Origin of the sequence: Xenorhabdus sp. BG5 (assembly GCF_015163665.1) — a bacterium.
In the GTDB taxonomy this organism is placed as follows: domain Bacteria; phylum Pseudomonadota; class Gammaproteobacteria; order Enterobacterales; family Enterobacteriaceae; genus Xenorhabdus.
Genome location: NZ_JADEUG010000003.1, coordinates 43,189 through 62,175, shown reverse-complemented (window position 1 = coordinate 62,175; position 18,987 = coordinate 43,189). Strand labels below are relative to the sequence as shown.

Below are 18,987 nucleotides of genomic sequence, written 5' to 3'. Positions count from 1 at the left end.
AGTAAAAGTTAAATCGAAAACCACTGTACCCGGCGGATACAGCGGTTATTTGGCACATCCAGCATTCCCCTGACTGTGCAGGCTTTTTGCCCTTTCCATGCGGCGAAGACACGCCGGCGCAGATCGCAGGCAATGTCACGCGCATGACCGAAAGGCGCAATCATTTCTGGAAAAAAAATATGCTGGCCGGAACGCCAATCTTCCCGTGCAATTTCCCGTTCACCGGCAAGAATGGCATCCCGACTGCTGTCAGACAAAAAAGCCCAATTACAAAAAGCAATTGGGCGTTGATGTTCATCTTCGTAATAGCAAAACTGATTGAGCTGGAATGATGGCAAGATACGTTGTTGCCATTCAGCAACTAAATAACGTTGGTGCAAGGGGGAATGCTGACAAAGCAACATCACCCCACCCATCATTGCCTGTATTTCATGCGCACTCAGTGTTGCTGAATGATGTGTGATCACCATAAGTTAGCAACTGCCTGATAAAATTTTGCTGATACTATTTTGTGGTTTCAGAATTGCGTGTTGAACGCTTTTTCGGCTCAGTAGCGGCGGCTTCCGTCGGTTTTTCGCTTTCATTGATCTCAGGCATCGGTAAAAAACCCGCGGCAATCAGTTTATTGATTTCGGCTACCATTCTTGGGTCTTCAAGCATACTTTTGACCATGGAAACCATATACATAAAACCAGAAGCAGGCATATGGATCACTTGTTTTAACTGCAATTCCTGATCATTTTCTGCCAGCGTACCCTTCGCCATTTGATTAGGCTCCTGGCCGACAAAATAAAGAGAAAATACGCCTTTGTTATAATTAACGCTTGAGATGGTTTGAACAAATTTTTCAGACATAGCATTATCCATTAAATAAATATTAATTTAATGTTAATATTTCATTAAATTAATATGATTAAATCATGAATGAACCCATATACATGATAGCTTCATTTATGATTTAACCTGATTACTACAGTTCATCAATGTCAGCTAAAGCCATTTATATTTCCCTTATTTTTCAATCGCTATTTTTGAAAAACCGATCATTTTGAAATGAACTATCCAAAATACAAAATAGCAAGTAAAGTATGGGCAAAATTAAGGATGACTCTATAATCAGGTACTTTACTGACGATGCGTTACCAACTATAGTTTGCCAACGACTTTGGATAAAGATATAACTATTTATTGGCTAAAATCAACATATAAATAGCGCATGTCTATTCAGACTTTGCATTTTATTCCAATTAATGACATTCACAGGCTCTTTGATAGCAGATAATGTTTTTTATCGATTTGTTAAAATTATTTAATATATTAACATTTCACCCATTTCCAGGTTATCTGTTTATATCAAAAATGTGACTTTTTATTTAAAAAGATTTACTTTAATGAATGAAATAGAAAAAACAATAATATCATTAATTAATTTAATAATAATGATATCTAATAGAGATCATACGCCAATATCAAATAAAAATTTAAATGATGGTGATGATTATATTTCCGCGCTCAACCAGCTACAAAAAGAATGTAATATTAAAATTAAAAATAAATACTCTATAAATAAGAAGTTAGGTGCCATATCTCTGCCGGCCATTTTGTTTAATAATGATGGACAACCTTTTATTCTGGCTAAATATGATGAACAGCGGATTTTAATCCAAAAACCTTATCAAGATACACCGGAGATATTAGATAAAGAAGAATTTATCAATTTATGGAGTGGTAAGTGGATAAAAATAACACAAAAAAGCAACCAATTTAATATTCGCTGGTTTATTCCTGAATTTGTCAGACAAAAGAAGAACCTGACGGAGATCCTCCTGTTCTCCTTCGTTCTACAGATCCTGGCACTTATCTCTCCTCTGGTGGTGCAAGTTGTTATGGACAAGGTGCTTGTGCACCAGGCGCTTTCCACATTGGATGTGCTGATTTTTGGGCTGGTCGCAGCCGGACTGGTTGAAATTATCTTGCGGGGATTGCGTGAATATCAGTATGCTCACACCGCCAACCGAATTGATATAAAACTAGGTTTGAAGCTGGTTAACCACCTGTTTGGCCTGCCATTGCTGTTTTTTAAATCCCGTCAAGTGGGCGCGATTGTGACACGGGTACGGGAACTGGAAACCGTTCGGGAGTTTCTAACCGGCTCCATGTTCACCTTGTGTATCGACGTTTTGTTCATGTTTGTCTTTATTTATGTCATGAGCCTGCTATCCGGTATGCTGACTCTGGTTTTCCTGCTTACCCTACCCTGCTATGCCCTGCTGGCCTGGTGGGTGACGCCGAAAATCGAAAAAGCGGTGGAAAAACAGTTCACTCATGCCGCAATGAATACCTCTTTCCTGACCGAAACCGTGGCCGGTGCCGAGACACTGAAAAGCCTCGCCGCTGAACCCCGCTTTATTCGCCGCTGGGATAGCCAGACTGAAAAAATGGTCAGCACCAGTTATGAGGTACAGCAATGGGATAATCGCTCCGGCCATCTGGTGATGGTGCTACAAAAAGTCACCAGTGCCATCATTATCTGGCTGGGGGCTTCGGAAGTGCTTTCCCTGCACATGACCATTGGTCAACTGATCGCCTTCAACATGATGGTCAGCCACACCCAGCAACCACTGGCTAAGTTAGTGCAACTGTGGGGACAATTTATCCGTTCACGCATTGCCATTGAAAAACTGGGAGATATGCTGAATCTGCCAACAGAGCAGCAATCAGGTAACGAACAGGTTACGTTACACGGGGCAATCTCATTTTCGGATATCGTCTTTCGCTATCAACCCGATCTCCCCCCCACTATCAACCATTTCACCCTAGATATTCGGGCGGGGGAAACTGTAGGCGTTGTCGGCACCTCTGGTTCCGGGAAAAGTACCCTTGCACGTTTGCTGTTACGGCTTTATACCCCAGAAAGTGGGGCTATCACGCTGGATGGCGTTCCCTTGCAAAATTTCAATATTGAATCCATCAGGCAGCAGATCGGTATCGTTCTGCAAGAAAACTTTCTATTTAATAAAACAGTGTATGAGAATTTGTCTCAATCCTGCCCTGACGCCCCGTTATCTGCGGTCATCGAAGCGGCAAAGCTGGCTGGGGCACATGATTTTATTCTCAGATTGCCGATGGGGTATGACACGGTGATCGCAGAAGGAGGACAGTCGCTATCAGGCGGCCAGCGACAGCGTTTGGCTATAGCCAGAACCCTGCTGTCAGATCCCAACATCCTGATCCTGGATGAAGCCACCAGTGCACTGGATGATGAATCACAAGCCATCATTCAATCTAACATGGCTGAGATTGCCCAAGGCAGAACCGTCATCACCATTGCACATCGTCTCTCTACGGTACGCCAATGTGACCGGATTATTGTATTACACCAGGGCCAAATCATCGAACAAGGTAGCCATGAACAGCTTCTGCAACAAGGCAAACACTATCGGAAACTTTGGCAGTTACAACAAGAGCTAAAACAGGAGGAGCCTGCCCATGTTTAAGGCTATCTTTGGGAAAGGAATCAAACCGTTACGTACTGCCAACCCGCATTATGATTTTTTACCAACCCATTTGGCATTGTCACAACGTCCACCTTCACCGTTCGCCCGTTATACGGCAATCACCCTAAGTATTAGCGTTTTGCTTGCCCTGCTATGGGCTTGTCTGGGGAAACTGGATGTACAGGCAACCGCAACCGGACGCTTGATAGCGTCTGGTCGTTCCCAAATCATTCAGGCTTATGAGCAGAGCCGCCTGATTGCTATCCATGTCAAAAATGGTCAGCATGTTGAGAAAGGCACACCTCTGCTTACACTCAATACGCTGGGCGTCAATCAGGATATTGCCCGTTTAAGCGAGCAACGTGATTATCTGGTGGAAGAGGAAATCCGTTACCAGGCCCTGCTTGAAAAGCACGATCCAAAATCCCTGCCACTTTTCCAGCAACAATCCGCAGATAGACAGACAAGCATTCTGACGCATTACGCTCACGAAAAGCAGGAATTTGATTCAATCATTACCAGTATCCATACGGAAATGGCAGAGAACCTGACTTCCCAACAGGCACGAAACAGCGATATTCGCTCATTAACCAACCTGCGTGAAAATATCAACCAACGTTTACAGGCCAGAAAAACCTTGAGCCAAAAGCAGGTCATCAGCAAAGTGGAATATCTGGAGCAAGAAAAGGAATTTCTGGAAACCGAAAGGCTGATCGCCCAACAAAAATCGGAACTCGATATTCTGATAACGAAGTACAAAAGCCTGGAAGAACGCTTAAAAGGCACCAAAATAAAAAAAGAACGGGAATGGTTTGAGAAAAGAAAACAAGCAGAAATACAGTTGGCGTTAACGCATCAAGAAATTTCGAAAATGCAAGAGCGGGAAGAGCTTGAAGTTGTGCGCTCTCCCGTAACCGGCACCGTTCAACAATTAACTGTCCATACCTTCGGCGCGGTACTGCAACCTGCGCAGAATTTGATGGTGATTGTTCCTGATGAACATGTCCAACTCGCTGAAATCCAGATTTTGAATAAAGATGTCGGTTTTGTCCGGCCTGGTCAGCATGTCACCGTCAAAGTCGATGCTTTCCCCTATACCCGCTATGGCACAATTGAGGGAGAGTTACTTAGCATTTCGCGGGATTCCACCACCGATGAACAGTTAGGCTTGGTTTTTCCTGCACAAATCAGCCTCAAACAGAACAATATTATGGTAGAGGGAAAACCTGTCGAAATCACGGCAGGTATGTCTATCGTTGCAGAAATTAAGACAGATCAGCGAAGAGTGATTGATTATCTGCTCAGTCCAATCCAGGAATATCAATCTGAAGCGTTGAGGGAAAAATAATCATGGCTGATACTTTTACCTTCACCTGTAATACAGATACAGACCAAACAGACGACAACACAATCGATGAAAATACAAACAATTATGCGCTGAATTGTATCGCTCATTTAGGAAAACAGTTCCACAAGGTGGCTTCTGTCGAACAATTACACCATATTCTGGGTGCGGACTCCCTGGCACTGACAGATCCACAGCTACGTGAAGCGGCGGATGCCATTGGGTTACGCAGCAAATTTGAACGCCTGACACCGGATACCGCCGCCACATTACCTTTACCGGCATTGGTTGAATTGGATCAGCGCTGGTGGGTATTGTCAGAAATCCATCCTGACACTTTTACGTTGTTCGATCCTGCCACCGAAAAATATGAAGTGCGTGCATTATTGCACGATGAAAAAACAAGTGGCAGCCAATCTAACGAATACAAGGTGTTACTGGTGGCGGATAAATCCCTGACCAGGCAACAGGTTAAATTTGGACTAAGCTGGTTTTATCCCTCTATTTTCAGGCAAAAAAACCAATTACGGGATATTTTCCTGTTTGCTATCGTGTTGCAACTTTTTGCCCTGGCAGCGCCCTTGCTATTTGAAAATGTCATTGACAAGGTGTTGGTTGGACGGAGTATTTCCAGCCTGCATGTATTAGGGATGGCGATGCTGGCACTGGCATTGGCAGAACCTCTGTATGGGTTCTTGCGCAATACCGTGTTTGGGCATACAGCCAGCCAAATCAATGCTGAACTCTCCGGCAAACTGTATCGCCATCTCGTAGGATTACCCCTACCTTATTTCAAACAACGGCAAACAGGGCAAATTATCGCCAGAGTCCGGGAAATGGCGCAGATCCGCCAGTTTTTGACCGGCTCTACCCTTATGCTATTGCTTGACCTGATTTTCATCATTCTGTTTCTGGGGGTGATGTTTCATTACTCCTCCCTGTTGACATGGCTCGTCATCAGTTCGCTGGTGCTCTATTTCTTGCTATGGATCGCCGTCGGCCCCATTATTCGGCGCAAGGTAGAAAAAGAGTATGAAGCCGATGCCAATGCCACCAGCTTCCTGACAGAAGCAGTTATGGGTATTGAAACCATCAAAACCACTGCGACAGAAAAACGCTTTTTATACCAATGGCAAAAGGTGTTGAGCCAGCAGTTAATCCAACGCTTTACCGCCCAAAAAAGCGGGCTTGCAGCGGGACAAGGGATTGAGCTGATCCAAAAAGGGGTTGCCGCCCTGCTGTTGTGGTGGGGAGTCCGAAGTGTGCTTGATGGAGATTTGTCTCCAGGTGAGTTAATTGCTTTTAATATGCTGGCAGGGCACGTTACCCAACCCATCCTAAGACTGGCGCAAGTCTGGCAAGACTTCCAGCATACCCTGATCGCTCTGAGGCGGGTGGGAGATATTCTTGATGAGCCAATGGAAAACAGTAAACAAGGGCTGGCATCAGCCCCCGAACTGGCAGGCCAGATTGAATTCCGCAATATACGCTTCCGCTATCATGCAGATACACCAGAAGTGCTGGCAAATCTGTCACTGGAAATTAAGGCCGGAGAATTTATTGGTATTACAGGGCCATCGGGTTCCGGCAAAAGTACATTAACCCGCTTATTACAGCGCCTATACGTGCCACAACACGGTCAGGTTTTGGTGGATGGAATGGATTTAGCGATTTCCGACCCGGTATCACTACGACGTAATATGAGCGTGGTCTTGCAGGAGAGCATTCTGTTTTCCGGCAGCATTGCGGACAATATCCGCCTGTGCAAACCCAATGCCAGCGATGAAGAAGTCTATCGGGCGGCAACCTTAGCGGGCGCGGTTGATTTCATTAACGCGTTCCCCCATAAATTTGCCCATCCGGTTGGTGAAAAAGGGGGCAATCTTTCTGGCGGACAACGGCAGCGCATCGCATTGGCAAGGGCGCTACTGAGTGATCCCAAAATCTTGATCCTGGATGAAGCCACGTCTGCACTAGATTATGAATCTGAAGCGGCCATCATGAGCAATATGGCTGAGATATGCCGAAACAGAACAGTAATCAGCATTGCTCACCGGCTAAATACTATCCGTCATGCCGATAAGATTTTCGTTTTGGATTTGGGAAAAATCGCTGAATCAGGTTCACATGATGCCTTAGTGCAGCAAGATGGCTTATATGCACAGCTTTGGTATCAACAAACTCAGTGATGATTGAAAAAAACAGAGCATCACAAGATGCTCTCAAAGCGTAATTCGATATCATTTTAGCCAGAAATATCGCCCAAAATATCATCACTGACATTGTATACAGAAAAATTTCCCAAATGATGCGGATGTGATTATTGCAACATATAAGCTGTTAAAAGAAAAATACTATGAAAACCCTACGGAACTAATGAAACAGTTCCCCAGCCTCGATAATTTTAAATACCGAAACAAATGGTGGGTAATAGACATAGGTGGGAATAACTTACGAATGATCGCCTATATAAATTTTGTAAATCAACGCTTCTACGTCAAGCATATAATTACTCATGCAGAGTATAACAAATTAACTAAGAGGTATCGGGAGACAAAAGAATGATTGCAGAACCGACCAAAGCGCTTGAAGCAACCAAGGTACTGGTGGCCGCTGTTCCCTTTTTAGGGGGAAATACTTCCGAAGAAGCCTACCAAGATGCACTGGCAATGGTAGATTATCTCATCGAAAACGATGATGAAAGCCCACTGATAGACTTCCTAACCGCAAAAATCGCCGAATATGAAGACAACAACGAACGATTTACCGAATTTAACAAAGCCGTGAATGATATGTCTGCTGGGGTAGCAGCACTGCATGTGTTGATGGATCAACATGGCCTTTCTTATGCAGACTTGAAAGAAGAGATTGGCTCAAAATCACTTATTAGTCAGATTCTTTCAGGCAAACGCTCATTAACTATTGCGCATATTAAGGCACTTTCCAAGCGCTTCAACGTAAAGCCTGATATATTTCTCTGAAGAGGGTTCCGTGACCGTCTAAGCGGTCACATTTAAATGATACAAAGTATTATTGACCCGAAATGTAAATGTCATTTGAGCCATCCCAACAATCTCTCCCATCAACTAGTAGCGACACGCGCCCAGCTAAGGTATTATTGCCCGCTATATTATTGGTACACGCCCATTATCAATTGAATTTATGGCAAAAGAACAAACTGATCGCACCACACTGGATTTGTTCGCAGATGAACGCAGGCCTGGGCGACCTAAAACAAATCCGCTGTCCAGGGATGAGCAGCTTAGAATCAATAAACGCAACCAGTTGCGACGAGATAAAGTCAAAGGATTGCGTCGAGTGGAACTCAAACTTAATGAAGATGCCGTCGATGCACTAAACCATCTGGCAAAACAGCGCAACATTAGCCGCAGTGAATTGATTGAACAAATGTTATTAGCCCAACTGACAGAAAAAAATCACCTTGCCGACTGACGGCTTTTATTAAACACAATGAAGCGGTGTCACCACACAAATCTGACAGATTTGTCATGGATGTTTGGTCAAAATAACGCTTTTCATGTTACCGAAACTGACATTTTTCTAGCTGATTTCAGCGTGATGTGTATAGATTTAATACACAGATAAAACAAGAGGTTAACCCATTTTATGGCAATGATAGGTATATTCTTCGGCAGCGATACAGGCAACACAGAGAACATCGCCAAAATGATCCAAGAAAAATTGGGCGGTGCTGATGTTGCTGAAGTCCACGATATTGCCAAAAGCAGCAAAGAAGACATTGAAGCCTTCGATATTCTGCTGCTTGGCATCCCAACCTGGTATTACGGTGAAGCTCAATGTGACTGGGATGATTTCTTCCCAACACTGGAAGAGATCAACTTCGACGGGAAACTGGTTGCTTTGTTCGGCTGTGGTGATCAGGAAGATTATGCAGAGTACTTCTGTGACGCTATGGGCACCATTCGCGATATTATTGAACCTCGTGGTGCCATTATTGTAGGCCACTGGTCAACCGAAGGATATCATTTTGAAGCGTCTAAAGGTATGGCCGACGATAACCATTTTATTGGCCTGGCCATTGATGAAGATCGTCAACCAGAATTGACGGATGAGCGCGTTGAAGCCTGGGTACAACAGATCAAGGCTGAAATGAGCCTGTCAGAGATTCTAGGCGCTTAATAAGAAGAGAAAAGCCCTTTCAGGCAGGATTATTCTTGCATAATGTGTCATGATATATGAATAGGCATGGTTTTCATTTTTAATATCCATGCCTATAATCAGCAACATGAAACTCCCTCACGATACCCCCAAGTATCATAAGTTCACTTAACTCAAGTTACAGGACTGAATCCGCATGACCGACAACAATAAAGCATTGAAAAATGCTGGACTTAAAGTAACACTTCCACGACTGAAGATTCTGGAAGTGCTACAGGACCCAGAATGCCATCATGTCAGTGCGGAGGATCTCTACAAAAAACTGATTGATATCGGTGAAGAGATTGGCCTCGCCACTGTCTATCGCGTGTTGAACCAGTTCGATGATGCTGGCATTGTCACACGCCACAATTTTGAAGGCGGTAAATCGGTTTTTGAACTCACTCAGCAACATCACCATGACCATCTGATTTGTCTCGACTGCGGTAAGGTCATTGAATTTAATGATGAGTTCATTGAAGAGCGTCAGAAAAACATCGCTGAGCGTTATGGAATTAAGCTCTCAAACCACAGTCTTTATTTATATGGCCACTGTGCTGATGGTGATTGCCGCAAAGATAGCGCGCTTCATGATGAAAAAGCATGATAAACAAGCGCTGACAATGAAGTAATTGAAATAATTCGCTTCTGCTATTTATTCATCTGAATAAGTTGTTCTTCTGGATAAGCAACCTGCCGATTAATTATCAAGCTAATCGGCAGGTTGCTTTATCAATTTATTGCCCTCATTTTCCAAGGCAATCGTTAGAGCTTAACTTCATCTATGCGGCTAAAACGGTTTCCATCAGTATTGACAGAGCGAATTTTTACATTGTCGCTAACATGAGGCCGTTGTCTGTCATTATAATCCTGCCATGTTTTACCATTATCCAATGAGTATTGGATAACCACTCCCGGTAATGCGATATTCGCTTCCAGTGTTCCTGAAACAATTCTGCCGCCCGGCACAGGCAGACGATATGTGATTTTGGCGCTATCCAGCTTAGCCAGTTCACGCTGCCCTATCAGATTGGCAAAGCGTTCCCAGTCTTGTTGCAGACGAGCCGTATCAATATAATGTGTTATCCCACCTTTATATTCCCTGCCATGCTGATAATTCTGCTCCCAATCCGCTTGATGCCATGCCCGTTCCGCCAGCGGCAGTAAGCGTGGATAGATCATATATTCCATTTGTTCATCGGTACGCACGGTTTCACTCCATGATTGCCCCGACATGCCATAAGCCCCCGGCCAGCGTTTATTACTATGGGTATTAAAGTAATTGCCATCACGATCCACCGAAGTTTCAGCATTTTGTGGCATATTGTTCGGGGCAAAGCTGAAAATTTTCGCCTCATCATTAAAGCGAGTTGCCCAATAGTAGCCCCGCTCCTTCGGGTGGACCTCATAGGGCATGTCCAGATAAACATAATCAGGACTGGAAATAACAACCCGATAGCCCTTATTCGCCCAGTCATTGGCAGAATCATAACCTCCCCAATACAGGGTATCCCAAAAGTTCACCGCAACATGTTTAGTGGCGAAATCTGTTGCCGATTTGGCATGTTTCAGGCCATCCTGCCATGCCTGCATGGTATTGATACCGTGGGCGTTGACGATTTTGCTGACTTCAATAGCAAAATAACTGGCAAGCTCATCAACATCTTTAATGACGCCTTGCGCTATCATTTTCTGACAAGCCTGAGATTTTGCCCACGGCTTGTCTTCAATTTTCTGGTTGATAATCCCCTTATCGGGCACAATCGGTCCATCTTTATCCTGATATCCAGCGCCCAAACGAATATTTTTCGCCTCATCACCCCCAAAATGCCATGTATTCAACGGCAGGCCGGCCTCTTTGTGCATGGCAACGACTTCGCTAATCACTTTATCGATAAACCGCCTTGAAGAGTCCATGCACGGGTTAAGATAACTGTGGCGATCATAGAACTGCACTGAGGTTGTATTCGAGGTATCTGTCGGATCAAGCAGACGATACTCATTGGCTTCCTGCTCTTTACCCTGTGCCATAAGCCTCTTATAACGCGCTTCCATCGACACCACTGCGGCACGAGCATGAGCGGGAATATCAATTTCTGGGATCACTTCTATCTGGCGGGCTTTGGCATAATTCAGAATATCAATGTAATCCTGACGGCTAAAATAGCCACTTCCCATATTGTTGCTATCCGGCCCTGATCCCAACTGCGGTAATAAGCATTGAGTCTCTCTCAGATCATGGCAGCGTTGACTACCGATTTCTGTCAATTCCGGTAAACCAGGGATCTCCAAACGCCAGCCTTCATCGTCACTCAAATGGAAATGGAATTTATTCAGTTTATAGCGGGACATTTGATCAAGCAGACGCAGGACAGCTTCTTTACTATGAAAATTTCGTCCAACATCCAGGAACACACCACGATATTCAAACCGTGGTGCATCTTTTGCCGTCAGTGTCGCAATCTTTGGAATACCATTGGCAGAAAGTAAGGAAAACAGTGACTGCAAACCATAGAATACGCCAGATTGATCAAACGCGACGATTTGTGTTCCTTTAGTGGTAATCTCCAATGAATACGCACCGTTTACTCGCCAGGGCCCGGTAAATTGGCTTGCGTTGATTTGGGTCGCTATTCGATAACCCTCATCCGTTAAATTAATATCACGGGCTTTGAAGCGCTCCCTGATCACGTTAATCGATTCGACGCTCAATCCGCCCAACTCTAATCTCACACCACGGGATAAATCCACATCCTGGGAATGAACGGAAAGCGCTTTCGGTGTCGGAATAATCTGCCCTCTCAGCTTATCTTCACTGATTGTTGCCACCTGTTGGTTTTTTGCAAAGCGGTTTTCAGGTGTCATCAGGATATTGTTATCCGTTGTGGTTCGTTTCCACTGTTCACCTTCCAGATCAGATAAAAATTTGCTGATATTTTCCGTATCGGTACTTGCCAAGACCTTGGGCCTCGCATCACCGGAAGTCGCATACCAACGCGGCATAAAATCCGTACTGTAAATCTGCCAATATTCACCAATAATCGGTAGCACAACCTTTTCATTGGCTTTGATGCCCGTAAATTTTTTCGTCGGTTCCAGTTTATGTAAGTCACCCGTAACATGAGTGATTTTGTATTGATCATTATCCAGTTTCAGTATTTGGCGAATACTGTGAAAATAAAGCGCCCAATCAGAAGAATTGATTGCCTGATCACCATTGCTCAAGATGATATTGACCCGATTACAGGCCGCCGAATCAGCGCCAAGAATGGCACAATCTGTACCATGTGAACCCGCCTGATTATCAATGATTTTGAAAGTCACTTTTAACTGGCTCAGCAAATCCACGATCTGCTGTGATGACATTGGATTTTGCGGCGACATGGCCGATGTCATTTCTGTATGAGCGCTGCCTATAAATCCAACTGCCGTGATGAATGCTGCCAAGGTACGTAATTTAATGGGTTTCATAAATTACCTCGTCCGAACTTATTATTTTTTCGATGGGTAAATTTTTGGGTAAATAGTGTACAAATTTGATCAGGCAATAACCCTATACAATATGTGACTATAAGGCAATTTTTAATCTTAGCGGAAGGAGTTAATTTTCATTACGAGGTTATCAAGCACAAAAAAGCGTGAAAATAATCACGCTTTTTTGTGTATGAGGTCACATTATCTTGGTGAAATGATTACTCTTGTGAGATTTTTGCCCAAGTATCACGCAGGCCAACTGTACGGTTAAAGACCAGATGATCAGCACTTGACAGGCGGCTATCAGCACAAAAATAACCTTCACGCTCAAATTGATAGGTTGTTTCTGGCGATGCATTTGCCAACCCCGGTTCGACAAATCCTTTACGGATCATCAGCGATTCTGGATTGATAGTAGACAAGAAGTCATCTTCTGCCCCTGGGTTCGCCACGCTGAACAAACGGTCATACAGATAGAATTCCGCTGCTACGCCGTGTGCAGCGCTTACCCAATGAATGACTCCCTTAACCTTGCGGCCATCGGCAGGATCTTTGTTCAGGGTTTGCTCGTCATACTGGCAATAAATCGTAGTGATATTGCCTTCCGCGTCTTTCTCAACTCGTTCTGCTTTAATCACATAAGCATTGCGCAGACGTACTTCTTTGCCCAGAACCAGGCGCTTATATTGGCGGTTTGCTTCTTCGCGGAAATCCGCACGGTCAATATACAGTTCACGGCTGAACGGCACTTCCCGGCTACCCATTTCTGGCTTGTTTGGGTGGTTAGGCATTGTCAGAATGACTTCACCTTCTGGCATGTTCTCAATCACCAGTTTGACCGGATCAAGAACCGCCATAGCACGCGGCGCATTTTCGTTCAGGTCATCACGAATGCAGGATTCCAACGCTGCCATTTCAACGTTGTTATCCTGTTTAGTCACACCAATGCGGCGGCAGAACTCACGGATAGCCGCCGCAGTATAACCACGACGACGTAATCCAGAGATAGTTAGCATACGTGGATCATCCCAACCATCAACAATCTTTTCTGTCACCAACTGGTTAAGCTTACGCTTAGACATCACCGTATATTCCAGATTCAGGCGAGAAAACTCATACTGACGCGGATGGCAATCAATCGTAATGTTATCCAATACCCAATCATACAAACGGCGGTTATCCTGGAATTCCAGTGTACAAATGGAATGGGTGATCCCTTCCAGCGCATCGGAAATACAGTGCGTGAAATCATACATCGGATAGATGCACCATTTATTGCCTGACTGGTGATGCTCTGCAAATTTGATACGGTAGATGACTGGATCACGCATGACAATGAACGAGGATGCCATATCAATTTTGGCACGCAGACACGCCTTGCCTTCAGCAAATTCACCGGCACGCATTTTTTCAAACAGGGCCAGGTTTTCTTCTACGCTGCGATCACGATACGGGCTATTTTTACCCGGCTCTTTTAAAGTACCGCGATATTCACGGATCTCTTCGGGACTCAGTTCATCGACATACGCCAGGCCTTTATTGATTAATTCAATGGCGTATTGATACAGGGTATCAAAATAGTCAGAAGAGTAACGAATATCCCCACTCCACTGAAACCCTAACCACTGGACGTCAGCTTTAATCGACTCAACGTACTCGATATCTTCCTTGACGGGGTTTGTGTCGTCAAAACGTAGGTTGCATTGTCCCTGATAGTCTTGAGCGATGCCGAAATTCAGGCAGATCGACTTGGCATGGCCGATATGCAGATAACCATTGGGTTCAGGTGGGAAACGGGTATGTACGGATGTATGTTTACCAGTTGCCAGATCTTCGTCAATAATCTGACGAATAAAGTTTGTCGGGCGGGCATCTGCCTCACTCATCGTTTTTTTCCTCAATGCAAAAAGCGCTTTAACATAACCTTCTATAATCTAATAAGCTGAACCGAGAAACAATACTTTGTTCGTGGGAAATGGCGGAATGGGTAAAGTTAGTACGGAAAAGCGGGAAATCAGCTCTTATCTTAGCCGATTGAAGAAATTAGTTAACAAAGAATCAACAATCACTAATTTCCTGAAAAAGAGTAAAGATGAAATTTTATTATTTTCTGCTACTGCTAGATTAGATTATTTTAAAAATATCGAATTATTCATTAATTAGCTTATTAGAAATAGATATTCCAACAAGAACATTAATTTGAGGTGATGAAGAAAAATATAGAAGATACTTTTTAATTTCACATAAACCACCACATAAAAAACCATTTAGCTACGTGGAAACATCAACTTATTTTTCTTTGGAAGATAAATTTGAATACGATACAACGTCACTGACGAAAAATAATTTCTATATATAATAAAAAATTATCCATATTCGATACACAACAAAAAAATCTCAGTTCTTTACTGTTAAAAGATATTCTTGAAGAAAGAGCTAATAGATTTTATTAAAAAATCTCAATAAGTTGATAACATTTACTATCATATAGTATCTAAACTTCATTTATAATAACGCAAGTAAATAATTTCAGATAAATGAGCACAACAGTGTGCTCATTTTAACTTTTATCAAGATCGCTACAACGATCACAATTACTTACTTATCTATAGCTTTTTCTTATTTTTCGATTAAAAATAAGTGCTGTTAATAGTGAAACGTCTCCGATAATATTTACTACAACAGGTGAGCATCATGGATATATTCAGTTACTTACAGCGATTGGGAAAAGCACTCATGCTCCCCATCGCTTCACTTCCTGTCGCCGCATTACTACTGCGGCTTGGTCAACCGGATGTATTTAATATCGCTTTTATTGCCAGTGCAGGTGGCGGAATTTTTGAAAATTTGCCTTTATTATTTGCACTAGGAATCTCTGTTGGTTTGGCGAAAGATAACAGTGGAGCTGCGGCACTCGCTGGCGTCGTTGGCTTTTTTATTCTGACAAAAGCAACCACCGTTATTGATCCTAAAATCAATATGTCATTTTTTGCCGGTATTATCTCAGGAATTGTTGCCGGCCACTGTTATAACCGTTTTTCTGAAACCCAATTACCCGAATTTTTAGCCTTTTTCGCTGGTAAACGTTTAGTCCCCATTATCACCGGAATTATTTGCCTTTTCCTCGCATGGATTTGCGGGCATATCTGGCCATATGTACAACATGGTATTGATCATTTTAGCCTTTTAGTTTCAAAAAGTGGCATGGCTGGATGGTTTACCTATGGTGTTCTTAACCGTGCCTTAATTCCGTTCGGCCTGCACTATATCCTACATTCCGTTTTCTGGTTCAGCTTAGGTGACTGTATAAAAATCACTTACGATCTGGCAGGAGCAATGCACAATATCTGTCTGGCGCCTGATATAGCACACTCACTCACGATTGGAGCAGCTATACCTGGAATAGAAGGTTCAAACATCACTCAAGTAGCGAGTGATCTTACTCGTGGTGATCTCAATCGCTTCTTTGCTGGTGATCCCAATGCAGGGGTTTATATGGCTTGGGCTTATCCAATATTTATGGGTGGGTTACCTGGCGCGGCTTTAGCCATGTATTTAGCTGCACCAAAATCTCGTCGTCCTCAAATTGGTGGGATGTTATTTTCTGTCGCCTTAACATCATTCCTGACAGGTATTACTGAACCAATCGAGTTTTCATTCTTATTTTTAGCTCCCGTATTATATGTGTTACATGCAATTCTTGCGGGTGTTAGCATGGTAATTGCAAACTCTTTGGGTGTCTTGCACGGTTTTGGTTTCTCTGCTGGCCTTATTGATTTTGGCTTAAATTGGGGGTTAGCAACAAAACCATGGATATTGATCCCACTTATCATCCTGTTCTTTGTTATCTATTTCGTTGTCTTTACCTTAATGATCCGCATTTTCAATCTGAATACGATAGGCAGAGAAGAGGAAAATTCTGATAAAGCAACTTCGGCATCTCAAGATAAAGAGGCGATTTCACACTATATCCGTGCGCTCGGCGGGCCTGACAATATTCGTACTGTCGATGCCTGCATCACTCGGCTACGTTTAACTGTAGAAGACAACACCCGGTTAGATGAGGCTCAATTAAAGAAATTAGGAGCTAAAGGTGTCTTAAAAATAGGTAAGCAAAGTATTCAGGTTGTCCTCGGCCCACAAGCTGAAGGTATTGCCGAACAAGTGAAAGCTCAGTTGAAATTAAATCACTCAGATAAAACTGAATAATTTACAGTAATAAGAATAAAAAAGGAACGTAATTATGTTCCTTTTTATCTATAGTAAACACAGCTTATCCATTTGTTTTAAAATAGAAAAATAACAAATACACTTCTTTAATAATGAAAAAAAACATCTTTTAAAACCCTAAAATAAAGTCATAATACGATCTTATAATGATAAAAAACTAGCCATATTTTAACTCTTATTTTAAGATTTAAAATATCTCAAATATCACGTATATCGTGCATAACTGATCTTCATTAATTTATTGAATGTTTTTTAAGAGGTAATCATGAGGCTTATCCCCCTAACTACGGCAAGTGATGTTGGTCGATGGTCTGCTCACCACATTGCAAATAAAATCAATGAGTTAAATCCAACTTCTGCGCACCCTTTTGTTCTTGGGCTTCCCACAGGCAGCACACCACTGGCAACCTACAAGGAACTTATTTCCCTGTATCAAGCTGGAAAAGTGAGCTTCAAGCATGTTGTGACATTTAATATGGATGAATATGTTGGTCTGCCGGAAGATCATCCTCAAAGCTACCACTCATTCATGTATCAAAATTTCTTTAATCACATTGATATCCCAAAAGAGAACATCAATTTGTTAAATGGAAATGCGGAAGATATTGATATTGAGTGCCGACGTTACGAAAATAAAATTAAAGCTTATGGCAAGATACACTTATTTATGGGCGGTGTTGGTAATGATGGGCATATTGCCTTTAATGAACCGGCCTCTTCTCTTTCTTCACGCACACGAATTAAGACACTGACCATTGAAACGCGGACCGCCAATTCCCGTTTTTTTAATAATGATGTGGAACAAGTTCCCAAATATGCATTAACTGTTGGTGTCGGTACTTTAATGGATGCGGAAGAAATTATGATTTTGGCAACCGGTATGAGTAAAGCGCAAGCCCTGCAAGCCGCAATAGAAGGGAATATCAACCATATGTGGACCATCAGTTGTCTCCAGATGCATCCAAAATCACTGATTGTCTGTGATGAACCTGCCACCATGGAACTGAAAGTAAAGACAGTGAAGTATTTTCACCAGTTAGAGGCCAATATCGTTAGTGAATTCGCCAGCTAAACTGATTCAGGAGTTAAGATATCAATGTATGCATTAACCAATGGCACTATTTATACCGGATATGACAGGCTCGATAACCATGCCGTCATTATTGCAGATGGTTTGATTAAACAAGTCTGTCCGGCAAACGAGTTGCCAGAAAAGATTGAAAAACACGATTTACAAGGCGCAAATCTCGCACCAGGATTTATTGACCTACAAGTGAATGGTTGTGGTGGAGTCCAGTTTAATGAACGGTTGGAAGATATTTCAGAAGAAACTCTGCATACTATGCAGAAAACCAACCAGCTCTACGGTTGTACCAGTTTCTTGCCTACCCTCATCACCAGCCCCGATGAATTAATGATAAAAGCCATTGAAGTGATGCGCACCTATCTGCAAAAAAATCCGAATCAAGCATTAGGGTTGCATCTGGAAGGGCCTTATATCAATCCAATAAAAAAAGGAACTCATAATACCGCTTATATTCGCAAGCCCACCCCCGAAATGGTTAATTACCTGTGCCGGAATGCTGATGTTATTACCAAGATCACCCTCGCTCCTGAAATGGTAGAAAGCCAATATATTCAGCAATTGGCCGAAGCGGGTATTACTGTTTCTGCTGGCCATTCTAATGCAACTTATGAGGAAGCTCGTCATGGATTCCAACATGGCATCACTTTCTCTACCCATTTATATAATGCCATGCCTGCGATTTCTGGCCGCCAGCCTGGGCTGGTGAGTGCCATTTATGATTCCCCGGAAGTCTATGCCGGAATAATCTGTGATGGAATGCATGTATCATGGCCAAATGTTCGCAATTCCAAGAGATTAAAAAATGAAAAGCTTATCTTGGTAACGGATGCCATCGTTCCTGCCGGGCTTGCTCCCGATGCCATGGATCAATTTACCTTTGCTAATAAAACAATATATTATCGAAATGGTTTATGTGTTGATGAAAATGGAACGCTGAGCGGCTCATCAATCACAATGATTGATTGTGTCAAAAATAGTGTGGAACATGTTGGTATTGCTTTGGATGAAACGTTGCGAATGGTGACACTTTACCCAGCCCGCGCAATCGGTGTTGATAAACACCTCGGTACGATTGAATCCGGCAAGGTAGCGAACCTGACTGCATTTACTCACGATTTCAAAATCTGCAAAACCATTGTTAACGGAAACAAAATCAAACTACCGTGAGTATAAAG

At 42.9% G+C, this 18,987-nt stretch carries 16 protein-coding genes; 12 read left to right on the top strand and 4 right to left on the bottom strand.

Features of this window, described 5'->3' with window-relative positions:
• Positions 1 to 8: 8 nt before the first annotated feature.
• Together rtxC and IQ209_RS03220 are read right to left on the bottom strand one after the other, a co-directional pair.
• Positions 9 to 470 (bottom strand): RTX toxin-activating lysine-acyltransferase RtxC, encoded by a 462-nt coding sequence (gene rtxC, locus IQ209_RS03225; protein WP_193848944.1) that lies wholly within the window; start codon positions 468 to 470, stop codon positions 9 to 11.
• A 34-nt stretch (positions 471 to 504) separates the two neighbouring features.
• Complete coding sequence (locus IQ209_RS03220; protein WP_193848942.1) at positions 505 to 855, bottom strand: peptide chain release factor 1; 351 nt, start codon at positions 853 to 855, stop codon at positions 505 to 507.
• A 536-nt stretch (positions 856 to 1,391) separates the two neighbouring features.
• Here IQ209_RS03220 and IQ209_RS03215 point away from each other — a divergent pair.
• The 8 genes from IQ209_RS03215 to fur all read left to right on the top strand — a co-directional run bounded on the left by IQ209_RS03215 (position 1,392) and on the right by fur (position 9,628).
• Complete coding sequence (locus IQ209_RS03215) at positions 1,392 to 3,497, top strand: peptidase domain-containing ABC transporter (protein WP_193848940.1); 2,106 nt, start codon at positions 1,392 to 1,394, stop codon at positions 3,495 to 3,497.
• On the top strand, positions 3,490 to 4,845 hold the full coding sequence (locus IQ209_RS03210; protein ID WP_193848938.1) for an HlyD family type I secretion periplasmic adaptor subunit: 1,356 nt from the start codon (positions 3,490 to 3,492) through the stop codon (positions 4,843 to 4,845). Before IQ209_RS03215 ends, IQ209_RS03210 begins: the two co-directional genes overlap by 8 nt.
• Positions 4,846 to 4,847: 2 nt before the next feature.
• Positions 4,848 to 7,031 carry a type I secretion system permease/ATPase gene (locus IQ209_RS03205; protein WP_193848936.1) on the top strand — a complete coding sequence of 728 codons (2,184 nt, stop codon included), beginning with the start codon at positions 4,848 to 4,850 and terminating at the stop codon, positions 7,029 to 7,031.
• Between the two features lie 97 nt (positions 7,032 to 7,128).
• Complete coding sequence (locus IQ209_RS03200; RefSeq protein WP_193849064.1) at positions 7,129 to 7,407, top strand: type II toxin-antitoxin system HigB family toxin; 279 nt, start codon at positions 7,129 to 7,131, stop codon at positions 7,405 to 7,407.
• Complete coding sequence (locus IQ209_RS03195) at positions 7,404 to 7,823, top strand: type II toxin-antitoxin system HigA family antitoxin (protein WP_193848934.1); 420 nt, start codon at positions 7,404 to 7,406, stop codon at positions 7,821 to 7,823. The genes IQ209_RS03200 and IQ209_RS03195 overlap by 4 nt, the downstream gene beginning before the upstream one ends.
• Positions 7,824 to 8,004: 181 nt before the next feature.
• Entirely contained in the window at positions 8,005 to 8,295 is a 291-nt protein-coding gene (gene ybfE, locus IQ209_RS03190) for a LexA regulated protein (protein ID WP_074018441.1), read from the top strand.
• Between the two features lie 174 nt (positions 8,296 to 8,469).
• Positions 8,470 to 9,003 (top strand): flavodoxin FldA, encoded by a 534-nt coding sequence (fldA, locus tag IQ209_RS03185; protein ID WP_193848933.1) that lies wholly within the window; start codon positions 8,470 to 8,472, stop codon positions 9,001 to 9,003.
• A gap of 175 nt (positions 9,004 to 9,178) precedes the next feature.
• Positions 9,179 to 9,628, top strand: a complete 450-nt coding sequence (gene fur / locus IQ209_RS03180; protein ID WP_193848931.1) for a ferric iron uptake transcriptional regulator — start codon at positions 9,179 to 9,181, stop codon at positions 9,626 to 9,628.
• Positions 9,629 to 9,786: 158 nt separating this feature from the next.
• Here fur and IQ209_RS03175 read toward each other — a convergent pair whose 3' ends face one another.
• Positions 9,787 to 12,492 carry a beta-N-acetylhexosaminidase gene (locus IQ209_RS03175; RefSeq protein ID WP_193848929.1) on the bottom strand — a complete coding sequence of 902 codons (2,706 nt, stop codon included), beginning with the start codon at positions 12,490 to 12,492 and terminating at the stop codon, positions 9,787 to 9,789.
• Positions 12,493 to 12,713: 221 nt separating this feature from the next.
• Positions 12,714 to 14,381 carry a glutamine--tRNA ligase gene (glnS, locus tag IQ209_RS03170; protein WP_193848927.1) on the bottom strand — a complete coding sequence of 556 codons (1,668 nt, stop codon included), beginning with the start codon at positions 14,379 to 14,381 and terminating at the stop codon, positions 12,714 to 12,716.
• Positions 14,382 to 14,478: 97 nt separating this feature from the next.
• Here glnS and IQ209_RS03165 point away from each other — a divergent pair, with 97 nt between their 5' ends.
• The 4 genes from IQ209_RS03165 to nagA all read left to right on the top strand — a co-directional run bounded on the left by IQ209_RS03165 (position 14,479) and on the right by nagA (position 18,979).
• Entirely contained in the window at positions 14,479 to 14,658 is a 180-nt protein-coding gene (locus IQ209_RS03165; RefSeq protein ID WP_193848925.1) for a hypothetical protein, read from the top strand.
• A 531-nt stretch (positions 14,659 to 15,189) separates the two neighbouring features.
• Positions 15,190 to 16,704 carry an N-acetylglucosamine-specific PTS transporter subunit IIBC gene (gene nagE / locus IQ209_RS03160; RefSeq protein ID WP_193848923.1) on the top strand — a complete coding sequence of 505 codons (1,515 nt, stop codon included), beginning with the start codon at positions 15,190 to 15,192 and terminating at the stop codon, positions 16,702 to 16,704.
• Positions 16,705 to 16,990: 286 nt separating this feature from the next.
• A complete protein-coding gene (nagB, locus tag IQ209_RS03155) occupies positions 16,991 to 17,797 on the top strand; it encodes a glucosamine-6-phosphate deaminase (RefSeq protein WP_193848921.1) in 807 nt (268 codons plus the stop codon).
• Positions 17,798 to 17,821: 24 nt separating this feature from the next.
• Positions 17,822 to 18,979 carry an N-acetylglucosamine-6-phosphate deacetylase gene (gene nagA, locus IQ209_RS03150; RefSeq protein ID WP_193848919.1) on the top strand — a complete coding sequence of 386 codons (1,158 nt, stop codon included), beginning with the start codon at positions 17,822 to 17,824 and terminating at the stop codon, positions 18,977 to 18,979.
• Positions 18,980 to 18,987 lie beyond the last annotated feature (8 nt).